This is a genomic window from Paraburkholderia tropica, assembly GCF_914484835.1.
In the GTDB taxonomy this organism is placed as follows: domain Bacteria; phylum Pseudomonadota; class Gammaproteobacteria; order Burkholderiales; family Burkholderiaceae; genus Paraburkholderia; species Paraburkholderia tropica_A.
This window is the reverse complement of sequence record NZ_CAJZAR010000068.1, coordinates 102,333-117,137: the sequence shown is the minus strand read 5'-3', so window position 1 is coordinate 117,137 and position 14,805 is coordinate 102,333. Positions and strand designations below refer to the sequence as shown.

Below are 14,805 nucleotides of genomic sequence, written 5' to 3'. Positions count from 1 at the left end.
GTCAACGGCATTTTCCGCGCGAACTTGAGTGCCAGGCGCCGGAAACAGCGGAATAAATTCGCGCTGATTCGTATGATGAAATTCGGTGCGCGATGCGCTATTTGTGAATCATCGCCATGACGAGGAAGTGAAACGGCAGGGTCAGCAGCACGGTGGCGCCAAAACCGACGCACCAGAGAATGGCAATCCACTTCAGATCGTGCAGAAAGCGCTGGCGGCGATTCCCCGACTCACGTTTCATGGCCGACTCCTGTTGAAGGTCTGCTGGGGCATTATGGCATCGCCTTGCGCCGGCGATCAATACGTGGCGCAGGCGATGCGGGATAGCGGAAGTGGCGCGAAAGACGGCCAACGAAATCGTTCGACAAAATCGATGGCATTCCTGATTAATGTATTGCGTGACGCGCTTCAGGATGCAGCGTTTATTCAGACTTCGGCGTTCTCGCGGTGTTCGAAAGTCTCGGCCACAAACATCTTCAAGGTTTCGACGATCTTGCGCACGCGCGCGGGCACGGGCCGTTGCGGACGGATCAGCAGATTCAGCGCCAGCGCGGGCACCTCGTAGTCGGGCAGCACACGCACGAGACGTCCCGCTTCGATGGCGGCGGTCGCGGCCGGTTCCTCCAGCACGCCCATGCCGACGCCCGCGATCACCATCTCGTACATCGGCCGCCAGTGCGTGGTTTTGATGGTCGTGCGGATCGGCACGCTGTCGACGATGGCGCTGTCGAGCGCGAGCGGCAACTGGTTCGCGTCGAACGTGCCTTTCACGCGAATGAAGTTGTGCTCCGCGAGTTGCGAAGGGGTATCGATGGCCGCGTGGCGCAGCAGATAATCGGGCGACGCCACCAGCAGGCGACGGACCTGCCCGAGCGGCCAGGCAATATACGCGCCGTCACCGAGCGGGCCGAGGCGAAACGAAATATCGACGCCTTCAGTCACGAGATCGGCGATCTTGTCGTTCAAGACGAGTTCGATATCGAGCCGCGGATAGGTCTCGCGCACGCGCTTCAAACCTTCCGGCAGGATCGTTTCACCAAAGCAGTGCGGCGCGGCAATACGGATCGTGCCTTTGACGATCTGCTCGTCGTTGGCCACTTCCGCGAGTGCCTGCTCGACCGCGCCCAGCACGGACTTGCTGCGTTCGTGGAAGATGATGCCTTCTGGCGTGCATTTGAAGGTGCGCGCGTTGCGCAGCAGCAATTGGCAGCCGAGAAATTTTTCCAGCCGTTCGATCCGCTCGCTCACGGCAGGCTGGCCGATGCCCAGATCGCGCGCGGCGCCTGAAATACTGCCGCGCTCGACCACTCTCACGTAAATCCGCATGGCTTCGAGCAGGTTCATGCGCCGCTCCTTGCCGTTCGCGGCAATAACGCGTACGTGCGCGCCGTCCATCTGTCTGCGACTCCTTGCATGCTTTGCGCTCCTGATCCGAAGCGTCGCGTGGAAGGAATGCGACGCCATCATGAGTCACAGATTAAAAGGACACAGTGAGTCGCAGAATGCACAAATCGGCGCGGTTGATGAGAGTACAGTTTGAGTGGCGGTGTCTTCCGCCCAGGCATCGGGCTGCGCAGGGCGAGTGCTATTCTCGATAAGCCAATCCGGCGGCGCGCGGCCGGTGCTTTCATCGGATGTAAACGATTTGTCGGATTGAATGCGAGCGCGCTTGGACACTGCTTGGACGCTGCTTGGACGCTGTGAATTGGCTCCAGGGCCTGGCGCATGAACGCGCGGCCTGTTCTTCGGAGAATCGACATGACCGGACAGACATTGAGCGCAGCGTTCATCGAGGAACAGCGTCAGCGCTTGCTCGCGATGCAGCGCGACGTGCTGGGCAGCGAGGAAAACACGATAGGCGCGGAGCGTAACGACGAAGAATCCACCGGCTCGGAAGCCCAGGAATACGAAGACGACGCGCAGAGAATGGAGCAGGATATTGCGAATCAGGCGCTGCGCAATATGAATGTGCAGCGCATTGCCGATATTCAGCGCGCGCTAGAAAAAATCGCCGATGGTACTTACGGTTTTTCCGATCAGAGCGGCGATCCCATTCCCATCGAACGCCTGAAAGCATTGCCCGAAGCGGTGTTGACCGTGCAGGAGCAAAGCGCGCGCGACGCCCGGCATTGAGCGTCGGCGTCGCGATGTTTCGAGGCCGCCTTGCGCGATCGAGCGGCTTTTAAGCCACCGCGCTAACCGGCTCGTCAAACAGTTCGAGCAGTTCCGTCATGGTCGCGCGCGGCGCGGCGCGCCACAGTGCACCGTGCACAATCTCGCTATAAAGCTCGATGGCTTCGGGTGAGCGCGCATCGATCTGCCTGGCCTCCAGCACGAGATCGAAGAGTTTCGTCGCGGTGCGGATGATGCTGCCTGCTTGTGCGTGGGCGATAGTTGTATTCATTCTCGACGTATCGGCAAATAAATTGGAAACTTGAGGAATCAAGGTCCCGATCCTGTTTTTGCGTCGCCGTAAGGTTCTCTTAAGTCACCTGCGTATAGCGTGGGCAGTTTTCATGGACGTTGCGTCCTTCTGGAGGCTGCCCTTGAATACCACCACGGAAAAAACCTTGCTGGATGCGGCCACGAAAGTGCCCGCCCTCACGCTCGGATTCTGGATCATCAAGATTGCCGCGACCACGCTGGGCGAAACCGGCGGCGACTGGGTCACCATGTCGTTGAATCTGGGTTATCTCGTCGGCACGCTAATCTTTTTCGCGGCTTTTGTCGTGCTCGTCGCCGCTCAGGTGCGCGCGCAAAATTTCAACGCCGCGCTCTATTGGGCGACGATCGTCGCCACCACCACGCTCGGCACGACGCTCGCCGACTTCTGCGACCGCTCGCTCGGAATCGGTTATCCAGGTGGCGTGGCGATCATCGTCGCGCTGCTCGTGCTGAGTCTCGCGATCTGGTATCGCAGCGAAGGCACCGTGTCGATCGAGAGCGTAAGCACGCCGCGCGTCGAATGGTTTTATTGGGCCACGATTCTCTTTTCGCAAACGCTCGGTACCGCGCTCGGCGACTGGGTCGCGGGCGACGATCGCGGCGGCCTCGGTCTGGGTTTCGAAATGGGCGCGGCGATTTTCGGCGCGGGCCTCGTGGTCGTGGGGCTGCTGTGGCTGTGGCGCGGTGTCTCGCGCACGGCGCTGTTCTGGGCGGCCTTCGTGCTGACGCGGCCGCTTGGCGCGACGCTCGGCGACTTGCTCGATAAGCCGGTTGCGCAGGGCGGTCTCGATGTCAGCCGCTTTTACGCCTCGGGCATTTTGCTGATTTTCATGGTGCTGAGCGTTGCGTTGATTCCGCAACGGGCCGCAAGCCGTTCTTCCTCCGTGTAAGGCTTTCCCTTTCGATTCATTACGAAATCGCGAGGCATTGAGCGTTGCTCATCGACACGTTCGCGGCGTGCGAGCGATTCACGGCGTCGCGCACGCGTAATTGCTCGCGCGATCGGGATTTCCCTTGCCGAGATAACGCGGATACGCGGGATAGCGGCACAAGGGCCGCGTGCGGCCATTGGTGTCCTGTGCGATATCGGTGGTCACGAGCGCGTCCGGCGCAATGCCGCGCGACACCCAATCGTCGAGCGCGCCGATCAGATCGACGGACGGAATGAACACGCCGTTGCCGTGCTGATAACCGGGCACCATATAGAGCCGCATGAAGCTGTCCACGCGCGGCTCGCCGTAACGCGCGACGAGGTTCTCATACCAGGCGATGGTCTGATTCGGGCTGATCACTTCATCGGCGAGACCATGCAGTGTGATGAGCTTGCCGCCGCGCGCGATGTAATGCGCGACATCGGGATTCATCGCGCCGATGGTCGCCGAAAGCATGGCGAGCCGCTGCTGATAGCGGCCCGGATGCATCACGTCGAAATTCGACGAATCGAAGGTCGGGTCGTGCGTGATGAAGTATTTGATGTACGCGTCGCCCTGCGCGTAGAGATAGCCGTTCGCGCGGAAGGTGAGTTGCGGCGAACGGTCGGGCACATGCGCGAGACCGAGCGTGCTCGTGAAGCGCGTGCCCTGAAAGACGTTGTAGCCGCGATAACGGTCGACGTTCCAGGCGAGCGCGTAGGGCAGATGCAGACCGTCGCGCAGCTTTTGCAGCGTCGCGAGTTGCGGCGGCGTGAGGCAATCGTCGTGGGCATCGTGTGAGGCGTTGTGATCGGTGGCATCGGCGGGACAGCGCAGCGAATCGATGATCTGCGGTTCCAGCGCGCGGCAGGCCACGACATTGCTGATGATGCCGTCCGCCGTGCCGTCGAGCTTGTCGCACGCCTGCATCGTGCGCGCGTAGACGCGTTCGAGCAGCGCGGGCGGCACATAGCCGCCCGGCACGCGATATTCGAGCCGGCCGATTTCCACGCCGATCAATCGCACGCCGGAAAAATTCAGCGCGGGCGAATTGGCGATCACGCCGTCGTAGTCGTCGGGATAGCGCTGGATGACCGTGTAGCCTTCGCGCCCGCCGGTCGAGCCGCCTGCGAAATACATGTGTTCGGGCACGCGTCCGTAGCCGCGTTCGATCAGCGCGAGCGCCACGTCGTGGGTTTTCTTCAGATGCGCGTAGCCGAAGTTCGTCACGGCTTCGTCGAGCAGGCCGAAGGTGGCGACCGACGAGTCGCCGTTGTGGCCCGAGTCGTCGCCGAAGGTGGCGTAGCCGCGCGCGAGCGGCGCGCGGTCGGGCGAGAACGGCATCGGTCCGGTGCCGGTCACCACCACGCCGCTATAGCCGCCGCCGCCGAATTGCAGCGCGCGGCCATTCCAGCGGCTCGGCAGATTCACTTCGAAGCGGATATCCGGCGCGCCCGCCGTCTGCGCGCGGATCACGCCGGTCAGGCGGCAGAAGTCGCCGTTCAGATTGCCGGTGGCCGTGGCGGCGATCATCGTGGCGGTCTGCACGAGCGCGCCGTCGGTTGGCAGGGCGATGGCGGCGGGCGGCAGCAGCACGCCCGCGAGATCGGTGCAATGCAGCGGCAGGTCGGGCGCGCGCTGCGCGTGCGCGACGCCGCTCGCGAGGAACGTGAGCGCCGCGCCGGCGGCCGCGTGGAATCGAATGCTACGCGCGAACGGCCGGTGTGCTTTCATCGCTCCATAGGGCGGTTGAGTCGAATGGGAAGGCGGCGGCACGAGGGCCGCGCGCGAGACCGCCAATATGACATAGATCGGCGGCTCGCTTGCCCAAAAAGCATCCTGATTCAGCGCGATTCGCCGCGCGAGAACATCAGGTAGCTCAGCACCGCGAGCGTGCAGACCGCGAGGCCGCCATAAAGCATCAGTGCGTGGAAACCGGCTTCGAGCGCGGCGCGCGCGATCGGTTCGAAATGCGCTTCGAAGGCGTGTGCGTCAACGCTCGCGGCATCGAAGCCCGCGTGCGCGCTCAACGCATCGCCGGGCGTGAGATTGCCCGCCGCCACGCGCGCGGCCAGCGCTTGCCACGACACGCCCTCCACATTGCGGCCCAACGCATCTTGCAGACGATGCGCAACGCCCGCCACGAGCAGCGCCCCCATCAGCGCGATATTGATGGCGAGCGTGACCATGCGCGCGCTCATGTCGATGCCCGAAGCCATGCCCGCGCGATCCGCCGACACGGAGCCGGTCGTCGTGTTCGTGACCGGCGTGTTGGTCATGCCGAGCCCCGCGCCCGCCACGAGGCAGCCGGGCAGCACGGCCAGCGCGTCGCCGTGGCCGAGCGCGCTGCCCGCGCGCATCAGCAGGAAGCCGAGCCCAATCGTGAACAGGCCCGCCGGAATCGCCAGCGCGGGCCGGTAGCGCAGCGCGAGGCGTTCGCCGATCGGCGGGAACACGAGCGTCGGCAGCGTGTAGGCGAGCAGCGACAGCCCCGAGGCGAGCGGGCCTTCGCGCAGCACGCTCTGGAAATAGATCGGCAAATAAATGATGAACGGCCAGAAGCTGAAGTTCATGCCGACCGAGCCGAGCAGCGCGCCCGAAAAGCGGCGCACCTTGAACACGGAGAAGTCGAACATCGGATGCGCGACGCGCAATTCGATCGCGACGAAGGCTGCGAAACTGGCCGCGCTCGCGGCGAGCACGCTCAAGCTCGACGCGCTGAAGAAGCCGCTGTCCGCGCCCTGCGTGATGGTCCAGACGAAGCCGAACACCGAGGCCGAGAGCGTGATCATGCCGGCCACGTCGAGCTTGCGCGCCTGCGGATCGCGCGATTCGCGCACGCCCGCGAGCGCGAGGCCGAGCGTCGCGACGGCGATCAGCACGTGGACCCAGAACACCCATTTCCAGCTCGACAGCGCGACGATCGCGCCGCCCACCAGCGGCCCGAATCCGAGGCCGATGCCGAGCACGATGCCCCACGCACTGAATGCCCGCGCGCGCGGCGCGCCTTGCGGGAATTGATGCGAGAGCACGGCGACGAGGCAAATCAGCATCGCGCCGCCGCTCGCGCCTTGCACGAAGCGGCTGGCGATCAGCGCCGTCGTGCTCGATGCCAGTCCGCACAGCCACGACGCCGCGCCGAACAGGACGATGGTGACGACGAACACGCGCTTGCGGCCGAAGCGGTCGGCGAGCGTGCCGGTCGCCATCAGCACGGTCGTGCAGGCGAGCGTGTAGGCGTTCATGATCCATTGCATCTGCTTGAAGTCGCCGTGCAGCACGACTTCGAGCGTCGGCAGGATCATCGGCACGCTGGAGATTTCGAGCGAGAACATCATGGCGGCGAGGCAGACGGCGATCAGCGCGAGCGTGTTCTGGCGCGTTTGCGCGGGGCGCCGCTCGTCTTGGGCGAGGTCGCGCCCGAGTTCGGATAACTGCATGGGGACTCCAGGGAGAGTGCGCCGCCGGGTTGTGGCGGCGTAGTTGAATCGGCTACAGTCAGTTTATGGGAATAGAATTCCCGTATTGACGCGTTTGCGTCCCTTTGCAGATTCCCCTAAGGCACCAATGAACGACAAACTGGATGGCGTCGCGACCTTCGTGCAGGTCGTGGAGGCGGGCAGCTTCGCGCTGGCGGCCGAGCGGTTGAATCTCACGCGTTCGGCGGTCGGCAAGGCGATCACGCGGCTGGAGGCGCGGCTGGGCGTGCGCCTGCTTCATCGCAGTACGCGCAGCCAGACGCTGACGACCGAGGGCCAGGGCTATTACGAGCGTTGTGTGCGCGCGCTCGCGGAACTCGACAGCGCCGAGGCCGCGCTCGACACGAGCCGCGTGGAGCCCGCCGGGCGGCTGCGCGTGAGCGTGCCCGAGGCCTTCGGCCATTGGTGCGTCGCGCCCGTGCTGCTCGATCTCGCGAAGGCGTATCCGCAGTTGCAGATCGATCTGTCGTTCACCGACCGCTACACGGATCTGATCGAGGAAGGGCTGGATCTCGCGGTGCGCATCGGCGCGTTGCGCGACAGCACCACGCTGGCGGCGCGCCATCTCGGCACGCAGCACATCGTGATTGCCGCGTCGCCTGCGTATCTCGCGCAACACGGCACGCCCGCGAGTCTCGCCGATCTCGCCGATCACGCGGGCATCGCTTATTCGCGCGGCGGCGCCATCGCACCGTGGGACGCGCGCGGGGCCGATGCCGAGCCGCGTCCGGTGCGCATCCGCACGCAGATCAGCATGGACGATATTCAGGCGATCGCGTCCGCCGCCATCGACGGTCACGGGCTGGCGTGGCTGCCGTGCTGGCTGATCGCGCGCCATGTGGAGAGCGGCGCGCTCGTGCCGGTGCTCGACAGCTATCGCGTGCGTTCGCAGGAGATTTACGCGGTGTGGCCGCAGGCGCGCCATTTACGCGCGAAGACGCGCGTGGCGATCGACGCGTTGAAGGCGCGGATTCCCGAGATGATCGGCGACTGATATTTATTGATTCGATGCCGCGGTGTGGCGATGTCGGGAGCGGGAATTGCGCTTCCACCCAGCGCGCATAGGGCGCGCTTCCGTGGGAGAACGACGTTGTTAATAAACTTCACATCCGGCCCCGCATCCTGGACGCCGAATCGCACGCTCGCCTTTCCGGCTTTCGTCGATGGCGTCGAGATTATTTGCGAGTTGTCGCTCGAAGCCATAGAAGATCATTTCGGCGCGAACCGTTCGCGCCGCGACAGCCTGATCGCCGCGTTCGACCGGCATCGCAGCCGTATCGAAGCGGTGGCGCAGCGCGTCATTCCGCATCGCGCGATAGCGGGACGCTGTCCGCTGTTTGCGCGCGATTTTTATTGAAACGGGGTGATGGTTTAAACCGATGCGCCGCGCGCTTCCTGACGCGCGGCGTGGTGATTCACGTGCGGTGATTCATGCGCCGCTATTCATGAGAAGTCGCCGGGTTCGAGTTCGAGCGACTGGCCGCCGTTCTTCGTGAGCGCGTGTCGTGCCGCGCGCTCGATGGTCGGCCGGTTGGCGTCGAACGCACTCAGCAGCGCATGCGATGACGTGCCTTCGTTGCCGAAGCGCGCATTGAGCGCGTCCATCGACACGCTGCACCAGACGGGCCGGTCGTCGACGTGGGCTTCGAAGGCAATGCGTGAAGCCGCCACGCTATGACGCCGATTCGTAAACTCGATTCTCATCTCGATCCTCCGTGAAGTTGGCGTAGTAAATAGGGCCCGGCGCAAAATCCTTGCGGATCTGGCGGGCCTGTCGTGCGCAGCAAGGTGCAGACCTGCTGCCTCGTTGCGCTCGAAGTGCGGTGACAGCCGTGCGCCTATTCCATTCAATCGGCACATCGATTGCGCAGTTGATTGGGTCCAACGCTGATGAGGAGCTGTCCCATGTCATCTCGCAACCGATCCCACGGCAAAGCCACCCATGTCCAGGGCCAAACCGATGCGAAGTCGGAAAGCCTCGAATCGTTTCGCTCGCGCGCCGACGGTGAAGCGCTGCGCACGAATCAAGGTGTGAAGATCGCCGATAACCAGAATACCCTGCGCGCCGGTCCGCGTGGTCCTTCTCTGCTGGAAGATTTCATTATGCGCGAGAAAATCACGCATTTCGACCACGAGCGTATTCCCGAGCGGATCGTGCACGCACGCGGCTCAGCTGCGCACGGCGTCTTTCAGGTCTACGAATCGCAGGCCGATATGACGCGCGCGTCTTTTCTGCAGGACCCGGCGAAAACCACGCCCGTGTACGTGAGATTTTCGACTGTGCAAGGTCCGCGCGGTTCCGCCGATACGGTGCGCGATGTGCGCGGCTTCGCGACAAAGTTTTATACCGATGAAGGTAATTTCGACCTCGTCGGCAATAACGTGCCGGTATTTTTCATTCAGGACGCGATCAAATTTCCCGATTTCGTCCACGCGGTGAAACCCGAGGCACCCGATGAAATGCCCACGGGCGGCACCGCGCACGATACGTTCTGGGACTTCGTTTCGCTCGTGCCGGAGAGCGCGCATACCGTGATCTGGGCGATGTCGGATCGTGCGATTCCACGCAGCCTGCGCACGATGGAAGGCTTTGGCGTACATACGTTCCGCTTCGTCAATGCGAAGGGCAAGGCGCGCTTTATCAAGTGGCATTGGCGGCCGGTGCTGGGCTCGTATTCGCTGATCTGGGACGAAGCGCAAAAGATCGCCGGCAAGGACCCCGATTTTCATCGGCGCGATTTGTGGGAAGCCATCGAGCGAGGCGATTATCCCGAGTATGAATTAGGCGTGCAGATTATTGAGGAGGCCGATGAACATCAATTCGGCTTCGATCTGCTCGATCCGACCAAACTCGTGCCGGAAGAAATCGTGCCGGTCAAGATCATCGGCAAGATGACGCTCAATCGCAATCCCGACAATTTCTTCGCCGAAACGGAGCAGGTGGCATTTCACCCTGGCCATATCGTGCCGGGTATCGACTTCACGAACGACCCGCTATTGCAAGGGCGTTTGTTCTCGTACACCGACACGCAGATCAGTCGTCTGGGCGGGCCGAATTTTCACGAGATTCCGATCAATCGACCGGTCTGCCCGTATGTGAATAATCAGCGCGATGCCATGCACCGGCAGACCATCAACGTGGGGCAGGCGTCGTATGAGCCGAATACGGTGAGCGACGGCTGGCCGAAGGAAACCGCGCCCGCCGATGGCGGTTTCGAGAGTTATCAGGAACGCGTGGAAGGCACGAAAATTCGCGTGCGCAGCGATTCATTCGCCGATCACTTTTCGCAGGCGGCGATGTTCTATAACAGCATGTCGACGCCCGAAAAGGAACACATCGTGGCGGCGTATACGTTCGAGCTCGGCAAGGTCACGAAGCCCGAGATTCGCGAGCGCACCGTCAACGACATTCTGGCGAATATCGATGCCGATCTCGCGGCGCGCGTCGCGCTCGCGCTCGGTTTGCCCAAGGCGAAGACGGGCGCGAAACCGGGCAAGCCGAATCCCGCCGCCTCGCCCGCGCTCAGCTTGCTCAATCGCGTGAAGCCCGGGATCAAGACGCGCAAGATCGCGCTGCTGGCGGCGCCGGGCGCGGACGCGGCCACGCTCAAGACCGTGCGCGATGCGCTCGCGAAGGAAGGCGCGACGGCGCTGATCGTCGCGCCCACGCTCGCGCCCATCGACGGTCTCGTGCCGGACGCCACGCTCGCGGGCATGCCGTCGGTGATGTTCGACGCGGTGTTCGTGACGGGCGGCGAGATCGCGTCGCAAACGCTCGTGCAGTCGGGCGACGCGCGTCACTTCGTGGCCGAAGCGTTCCGGCATCTGAAGGCGCTCGCCGCGATCGACACGGGTCGTTTGCTGCTGGGCGCCGCGCGGTTGCCCGATCCGGCGGATGGCGTGGCGCAAGGCGACGCGTCCGACCTCAAGGCCGTGCTGAAGGCGTTTATCGAAGCCGCCGGACAGCATCGTGTCTGGACCCGCGCGGCGCAGGCCGAATCGGTGCCCGCGTGATCGCGGGCCGCATCAGGCGAGGTGACGATGACAACGCGAAGTCGCAAGAAACCCAGGCCGCGCGACAATGCCCAGACGCGCTTTTCCACCTGTTCGAAGCCGCTTGTGGATGAGGCGCTCCAGCACGCCGCGCATCTCGACGCTGGCGCGGACACGTTGCACAAACTGCGTGTCGCATTGCGTCGGTTGCGCACGCTGTTGTGGGCGTGGCGTCCGCTGCTGGATCGGGAAGCGGTGAAGATCGAGCGCGCGTATCTGAAGCGCGCGGGCATGGCGGCGGGCAGTGCGCGCGATTGGGATATCGCCATGACGCTGGTGCATGAGTACGCCGACGCCGCCGCCATCGTCGGCGAGCGCATGCAGGCGGCGCGCACCGAGGCGCGCGAACGGGCGCGCGCGACGCTGGCGGCCACCGGCCTCAAATCCGCGTTGCGCGAGATGCTGCATGCGATGAATCGCGAGTTGAATACGGCGCACCGCCGCGTGCCCGTCAAACGCTTCGCGCGCGAGCGTTTGCGTGCGGCGCAACGCGCCCTGAAAAAACGCGAGCGCCGCGCGAAACGAGCGAAGCGAAGCGATTACGCCGCGTGGCACGACGTGCGCAAAGCGGCGAAAAAATTGCGTTACGTGCTGGAGTTTTTTTCTGCCGATTTACCGCGCCGCGAGGTGAAGCGCCTGAAGCCGCTCAAGAGATTGCAGAACCGGTTCGGCGCGCTCAACGATGCGGTGTCGGTTGCGCAGCTGTTTGACGCGCATCGCGAAGTGTTTGCCGACACGGCGAGCGCCGATGCCACGCTCGCCGCGCTGGCACGCACGCGCAAACGCCGGATGCGCCGCGCGGCGAAGTTGATCGGCGCGTGATGTTGCGTCACGGATGTTGCGTCACGTCCGCTGTTGCCGGGTTCGACGATTGCGTGCTAAAGGCGTGACGATGCGCGCGCGTGACGCGATTGCATCGCACGCCCAACCGCACGGAGGACATCATCATGACCAGCACACTCGACCCCGACAATGACGACGCAGGCGACACGGCGCAACCGGCCGCGCCCGGACACGATATCGAATCGCTCGGTCCCGGCGACTCGTCGGATAGCGGCAGCGACACGCTCGGCGCGAAGCGCCACGAATTCGACCGCGACACGGAACTCGACAATCACGCGCTCGAAGCCGGCGAAGAGGAGGAACATAGCGACACCGACCGCAGCGGCACCGGCGAGCGCGCGGCGGCGGACGGCGACGAAACGCTGCGCCCCGACGACGATATCTTGCCCGACCGCATCGAAGGGCCGGAAGACCTGTAGTTCACTATCGATTCATTTTTCCAGGGACCACGACGCCTCGTCGTGCAGACGCGCGACGAGCGCGGAGAGCGCGCACTCGACCGTTTCGTCGCCTGGACGCGCTTGCCAGCGCACCTCGTAAGACGCCTTGAGCCGTCCATGCGCAATGCTTTCCGAGAGCCGATGCGAGACGCCGAGCGCGAGCACGCGGCAATGGCAATCGCGGCAATCGCGCAGCGCTTCGTCGAGCAGGGGGCGCACGTCGTCGCCTGCGTCGTGGCCGAGCGCCACGCGCGCGCGGCGGCCGCGCGGCAAGCGGTGTTCGAGCAGTTGAAGCGCCTGCAGCACGACGAGGCCGAGTGCGGTTCCGGCAATCGCAAGCGCGTATTGTCCACCGCCCGCGCATAGCCCGATCACCGTGACGTACCACATCGTCGCCGCCGTGGTGACGCCTTGCACGAGACCGTCCTTGCGCAGGATCGAGCCCGCGCCGATAAAGCCGACGCCGGACAGAATGCCCAACGGAAGCCGCATCAGGTCGAGCATCACAAAGGAATCCTGATCTTTGCCATGCTGAAGAAGCAGCACATTCACTTGCAGCATCGCGAGGCACGCAGCGAGGCACACGAGCAAGGTCGTGCGCAATCCGGCCGCATTGCCCGATTCGCCGCGATTCAGGCCGATAAGCGCACCCGCGAGCATCGCGAGCGCGAGGCGGCCCGCGAAATCCAGCCAGGTGACGGTGAGCGGCATCGTGTTCATCGCGCTCAGAGCGTCGGACGATAGTCGAGATCGCTTTCGGTATCGAACAGGACGTCGTCGAGCACGAGTTCGATCGCGCAGTCATCGCTTTGCGCGGAGGACTCGCGCATGAGTTCATAACGCCCGCGCACGAGCGCGCCGATACGCTGCTGGATCGTGCGCCGCTGCGCGGTGTCGAGCCCGGCGTATCGCTCGATCTGCGCGCGCGTGGCGCGTAGCGTGGCGGCGCAACGCGCGTCGAGCGTCGTATCGCGCTCCGATTGCGTCACCCAGCTCAGATGCAGCACGAGCACGTCGCCTTCGTCGACGAGACTGACGGCGGGCTGTTTCGGCGAGTCGAAAATCTGCGCGAGCGACAGCTGGATTTCTTCGATGCGCTGCTCGAAATCGTAAGTGTTCATGGTGCGCTCCATCGGACGGGAGGATCTGCCGATACGGCGCGCAACGCGCGTGCCGCGTCGGCGTCCGGGCGCGATCACGCGCGTGGCACGCCCGTTGCGATCATCCTTCGATCATCCTTCGATTGCGCGATGGATTGCACAAAGCGCCGCAGCCAAAAAAAGGAGAAGGTCTGGACGATGCCTGAGGAAGCACTGTGGTTCTTGCTGGTCGGCGTGCTGCTGATGTTCGTGGCGCTCGCGCGCGGGCCGATTGCGCGTCTGCCGCTCACGGGTGCGATGATTTATCTGGCGGTCGGCGTGGTCGCCGGGCCGGGCGTGCTGGGTCTCGTTCATACCGATCTGGCCGAAAACGCGCGCACGCTCGCCGTGCTCGCCGAAGCCGGGCTGGTGGTCTCGCTGTTCTCGGTCGGCATGCATTTGCGCGTGCGCTTGCTCGACCGGCTCTGGATCTTGCCGCTGCGGCTCGGCGTGATCGCGATGGCGATCAGCGTTGCGCTGATGTTCGCCTTCGGGCTGGCGATGGGCGCAGCGCCAGGCGTCGCGCTCTTTCTCGCCGCCGCGCTCGCGCCGACCGATCCGGTGCTCGCCAACGAATTGCGCGTGCAGGCGGCCGGCGACGCGGAGCCCGTGCGCTTCGCGCTATCCGGCGAAGGCGGGCTCAACGACGGCGCGGCCCTGCCGTTCGCCTTGCTCGGCCTCGCGCTCAGCGGCGTGCACGTCGCTGGCATGGCGAGCGTGCCCGCGTTCGCGCTTTCGCTCGCGTGGGGCGTCGCGGGCGCGTTGCTGATCGGCGCGGCGCTGGCAACGCTCTGCGTGCGCCTCGTGTTTCATCTGCGCACGCATTATGGCGAAGCCGTGGGCCTCGACGGCTTCATCGCGATCGGGCTGATGTCCGTGACCTATGGCGCGGCGCTGCTGCTGCACGCGTATGCGTTCGTGGCCGTGTTTGCGGCGGGCGTCGCGCTGCGCCACGAGGAATTGCGTGCGACCGGGGAGCGCCTGCCCGCCGAGGCGCTGGAAACCGTGCAGCTCGGCGAGCAGGTGGAGGCGGCGAAGGATCCGCAGCGCGCGCATGCGCTGCTGGCCGAAAGCATGACGGGCTTCACGCTGGAAATCGAGCGCTTCGCGGAGTTCTCCGTACTGCTGATGATCGGCTGCGTGGTGTCGGCGCACTGGCGCGAGATGCTCGACTGGCGCGCCGTCTCGTTCGCGCTCGTGCTGGTGTTCGTGGTGCGTCCGCTGGCGGTGTTCGCGTCGATGGCGGGCGCGCGCGCCGATGCGCGGCAGCGCGGCCTGATGGCGTGGATGGGGATACGCGGCGTGGGCGCGTTCTATTACGCGGTCTGGGGGCTGGCCGAAGCGGGCGACGTGTTACGGCCCGTGTTGCCCGCGGCGCTCGACGCGATCGTGATCTCCGTGCTGCTGCATGGATCGACGGCGGGCTATGTGCTGGGCCGATATTATCGGCGCTACTATCGGCAACCGGAGGCGAGGAAAGCGGCGGCATGAGCGT

The 14,805-nt window shown here is 64.4% G+C and carries 16 protein-coding genes; 8 read left to right on the top strand and 8 right to left on the bottom strand.

Going from position 1 to position 14,805, the window contains the following annotated elements; all coding sequences use genetic code 11:
• Window positions 1-97: 97 nt before the first annotated feature.
• Window positions 98-241: a hypothetical protein gene (locus tag LDO54_RS25080; protein ID WP_224013367.1), complete on the bottom strand. Its 144-nt coding sequence runs from the start codon at window positions 239-241 to the stop codon at window positions 98-100.
• A 185-nt stretch (window positions 242-426) separates the two neighbouring features.
• The gene (locus LDO54_RS25075) at window positions 427-1,344 is read right to left on the bottom strand and encodes a LysR family transcriptional regulator (RefSeq protein WP_224013579.1); all 918 of its coding nucleotides are present in this window, start codon (window positions 1,342-1,344) and stop codon (window positions 427-429) included.
• Between the two features lie 381 nt (window positions 1,345-1,725).
• On the opposite strand from LDO54_RS25075, the gene LDO54_RS25070 reads away from it, so the two are divergent.
• Window positions 1,726-2,133, top strand: a complete 408-nt coding sequence (locus tag LDO54_RS25070) for a TraR/DksA family transcriptional regulator (protein WP_224013366.1) — start codon at window positions 1,726-1,728, stop codon at window positions 2,131-2,133.
• Between the two features lie 49 nt (window positions 2,134-2,182).
• Here the strand turns inward: LDO54_RS25070 and LDO54_RS25065 are convergent, their stop codons facing one another.
• Window positions 2,183-2,446 carry a hypothetical protein gene (locus tag LDO54_RS25065; RefSeq protein WP_224013365.1) on the bottom strand — a complete coding sequence of 88 codons (264 nt, stop codon included), beginning with the start codon at window positions 2,444-2,446 and terminating at the stop codon, window positions 2,183-2,185.
• A 100-nt stretch (window positions 2,447-2,546) separates the two neighbouring features.
• Here LDO54_RS25065 and LDO54_RS25060 point away from each other — a divergent pair, with 100 nt between their 5' ends.
• The gene (locus LDO54_RS25060) at window positions 2,547-3,335 is read left to right on the top strand and encodes a COG4705 family protein (RefSeq protein WP_224013364.1); all 789 of its coding nucleotides are present in this window, start codon (window positions 2,547-2,549) and stop codon (window positions 3,333-3,335) included.
• Between the two features lie 78 nt (window positions 3,336-3,413).
• On the opposite strand, the gene LDO54_RS25055 is transcribed toward LDO54_RS25060, so the two are convergent.
• Both LDO54_RS25055 and LDO54_RS25050 read right to left on the bottom strand, forming a co-directional pair.
• Entirely contained in the window at window positions 3,414-5,090 is a 1,677-nt protein-coding gene (locus LDO54_RS25055) for a tannase/feruloyl esterase family alpha/beta hydrolase (RefSeq protein WP_224013363.1), read from the bottom strand.
• A gap of 110 nt (window positions 5,091-5,200) precedes the next feature.
• Window positions 5,201-6,796, bottom strand: a complete 1,596-nt coding sequence (locus LDO54_RS25050) for an MFS transporter (protein WP_224013362.1) — start codon at window positions 6,794-6,796, stop codon at window positions 5,201-5,203.
• Between the two features lie 127 nt (window positions 6,797-6,923).
• Here LDO54_RS25050 and LDO54_RS25045 point away from each other — a divergent pair, with 127 nt between their 5' ends.
• Window positions 6,924-7,829, top strand: coding sequence for a LysR family transcriptional regulator (locus LDO54_RS25045; protein WP_224013361.1), 906 nt, complete (start codon window positions 6,924-6,926; stop codon window positions 7,827-7,829).
• 96 nt (window positions 7,830-7,925) lie between these two features.
• Window positions 7,926-8,192 carry a DUF1488 domain-containing protein gene (locus LDO54_RS25040; protein ID WP_224013360.1) on the top strand — a complete coding sequence of 89 codons (267 nt, stop codon included), beginning with the start codon at window positions 7,926-7,928 and terminating at the stop codon, window positions 8,190-8,192.
• Between the two features lie 86 nt (window positions 8,193-8,278).
• On the opposite strand, the gene LDO54_RS25035 is transcribed toward LDO54_RS25040, so the two are convergent.
• Window positions 8,279-8,539 (bottom strand): DUF1488 domain-containing protein, encoded by a 261-nt coding sequence (locus tag LDO54_RS25035; RefSeq protein ID WP_224013359.1) that lies wholly within the window; start codon window positions 8,537-8,539, stop codon window positions 8,279-8,281.
• A 201-nt stretch (window positions 8,540-8,740) separates the two neighbouring features.
• Between LDO54_RS25035 and katE the strand changes: the two genes are divergently transcribed.
• The 3 genes from katE to LDO54_RS25020 all read left to right on the top strand — a co-directional run bounded on the left by katE (window position 8,741) and on the right by LDO54_RS25020 (window position 12,150).
• Complete coding sequence (katE, locus tag LDO54_RS25030; protein ID WP_224013358.1) at window positions 8,741-10,849, top strand: catalase HPII; 2,109 nt, start codon at window positions 8,741-8,743, stop codon at window positions 10,847-10,849.
• 27 nt (window positions 10,850-10,876) lie between these two features.
• Window positions 10,877-11,710 carry a CHAD domain-containing protein gene (locus LDO54_RS25025; protein ID WP_224013357.1) on the top strand — a complete coding sequence of 278 codons (834 nt, stop codon included), beginning with the start codon at window positions 10,877-10,879 and terminating at the stop codon, window positions 11,708-11,710.
• Between the two features lie 125 nt (window positions 11,711-11,835).
• Window positions 11,836-12,150: a chemotaxis protein gene (locus tag LDO54_RS25020; RefSeq protein ID WP_224013356.1), complete on the top strand. Its 315-nt coding sequence runs from the start codon at window positions 11,836-11,838 to the stop codon at window positions 12,148-12,150.
• Window positions 12,151-12,162: 12 nt separating this feature from the next.
• Here the strand turns inward: LDO54_RS25020 and LDO54_RS25015 are convergent, their stop codons facing one another.
• Complete coding sequence (locus LDO54_RS25015; protein WP_224013355.1) at window positions 12,163-12,891, bottom strand: MgtC/SapB family protein; 729 nt, start codon at window positions 12,889-12,891, stop codon at window positions 12,163-12,165.
• A gap of 5 nt (window positions 12,892-12,896) precedes the next feature.
• Window positions 12,897-13,292, bottom strand: coding sequence for a DUF3022 domain-containing protein (locus LDO54_RS25010; RefSeq protein WP_224013354.1), 396 nt, complete (start codon window positions 13,290-13,292; stop codon window positions 12,897-12,899).
• A 177-nt stretch (window positions 13,293-13,469) separates the two neighbouring features.
• On the opposite strand from LDO54_RS25010, the gene LDO54_RS25005 reads away from it, so the two are divergent.
• Window positions 13,470-14,801 carry a cation:proton antiporter domain-containing protein gene (locus tag LDO54_RS25005; RefSeq protein WP_224013353.1) on the top strand — a complete coding sequence of 444 codons (1,332 nt, stop codon included), beginning with the start codon at window positions 13,470-13,472 and terminating at the stop codon, window positions 14,799-14,801.
• Window positions 14,802-14,805: the final 4 nt, after the last annotated feature.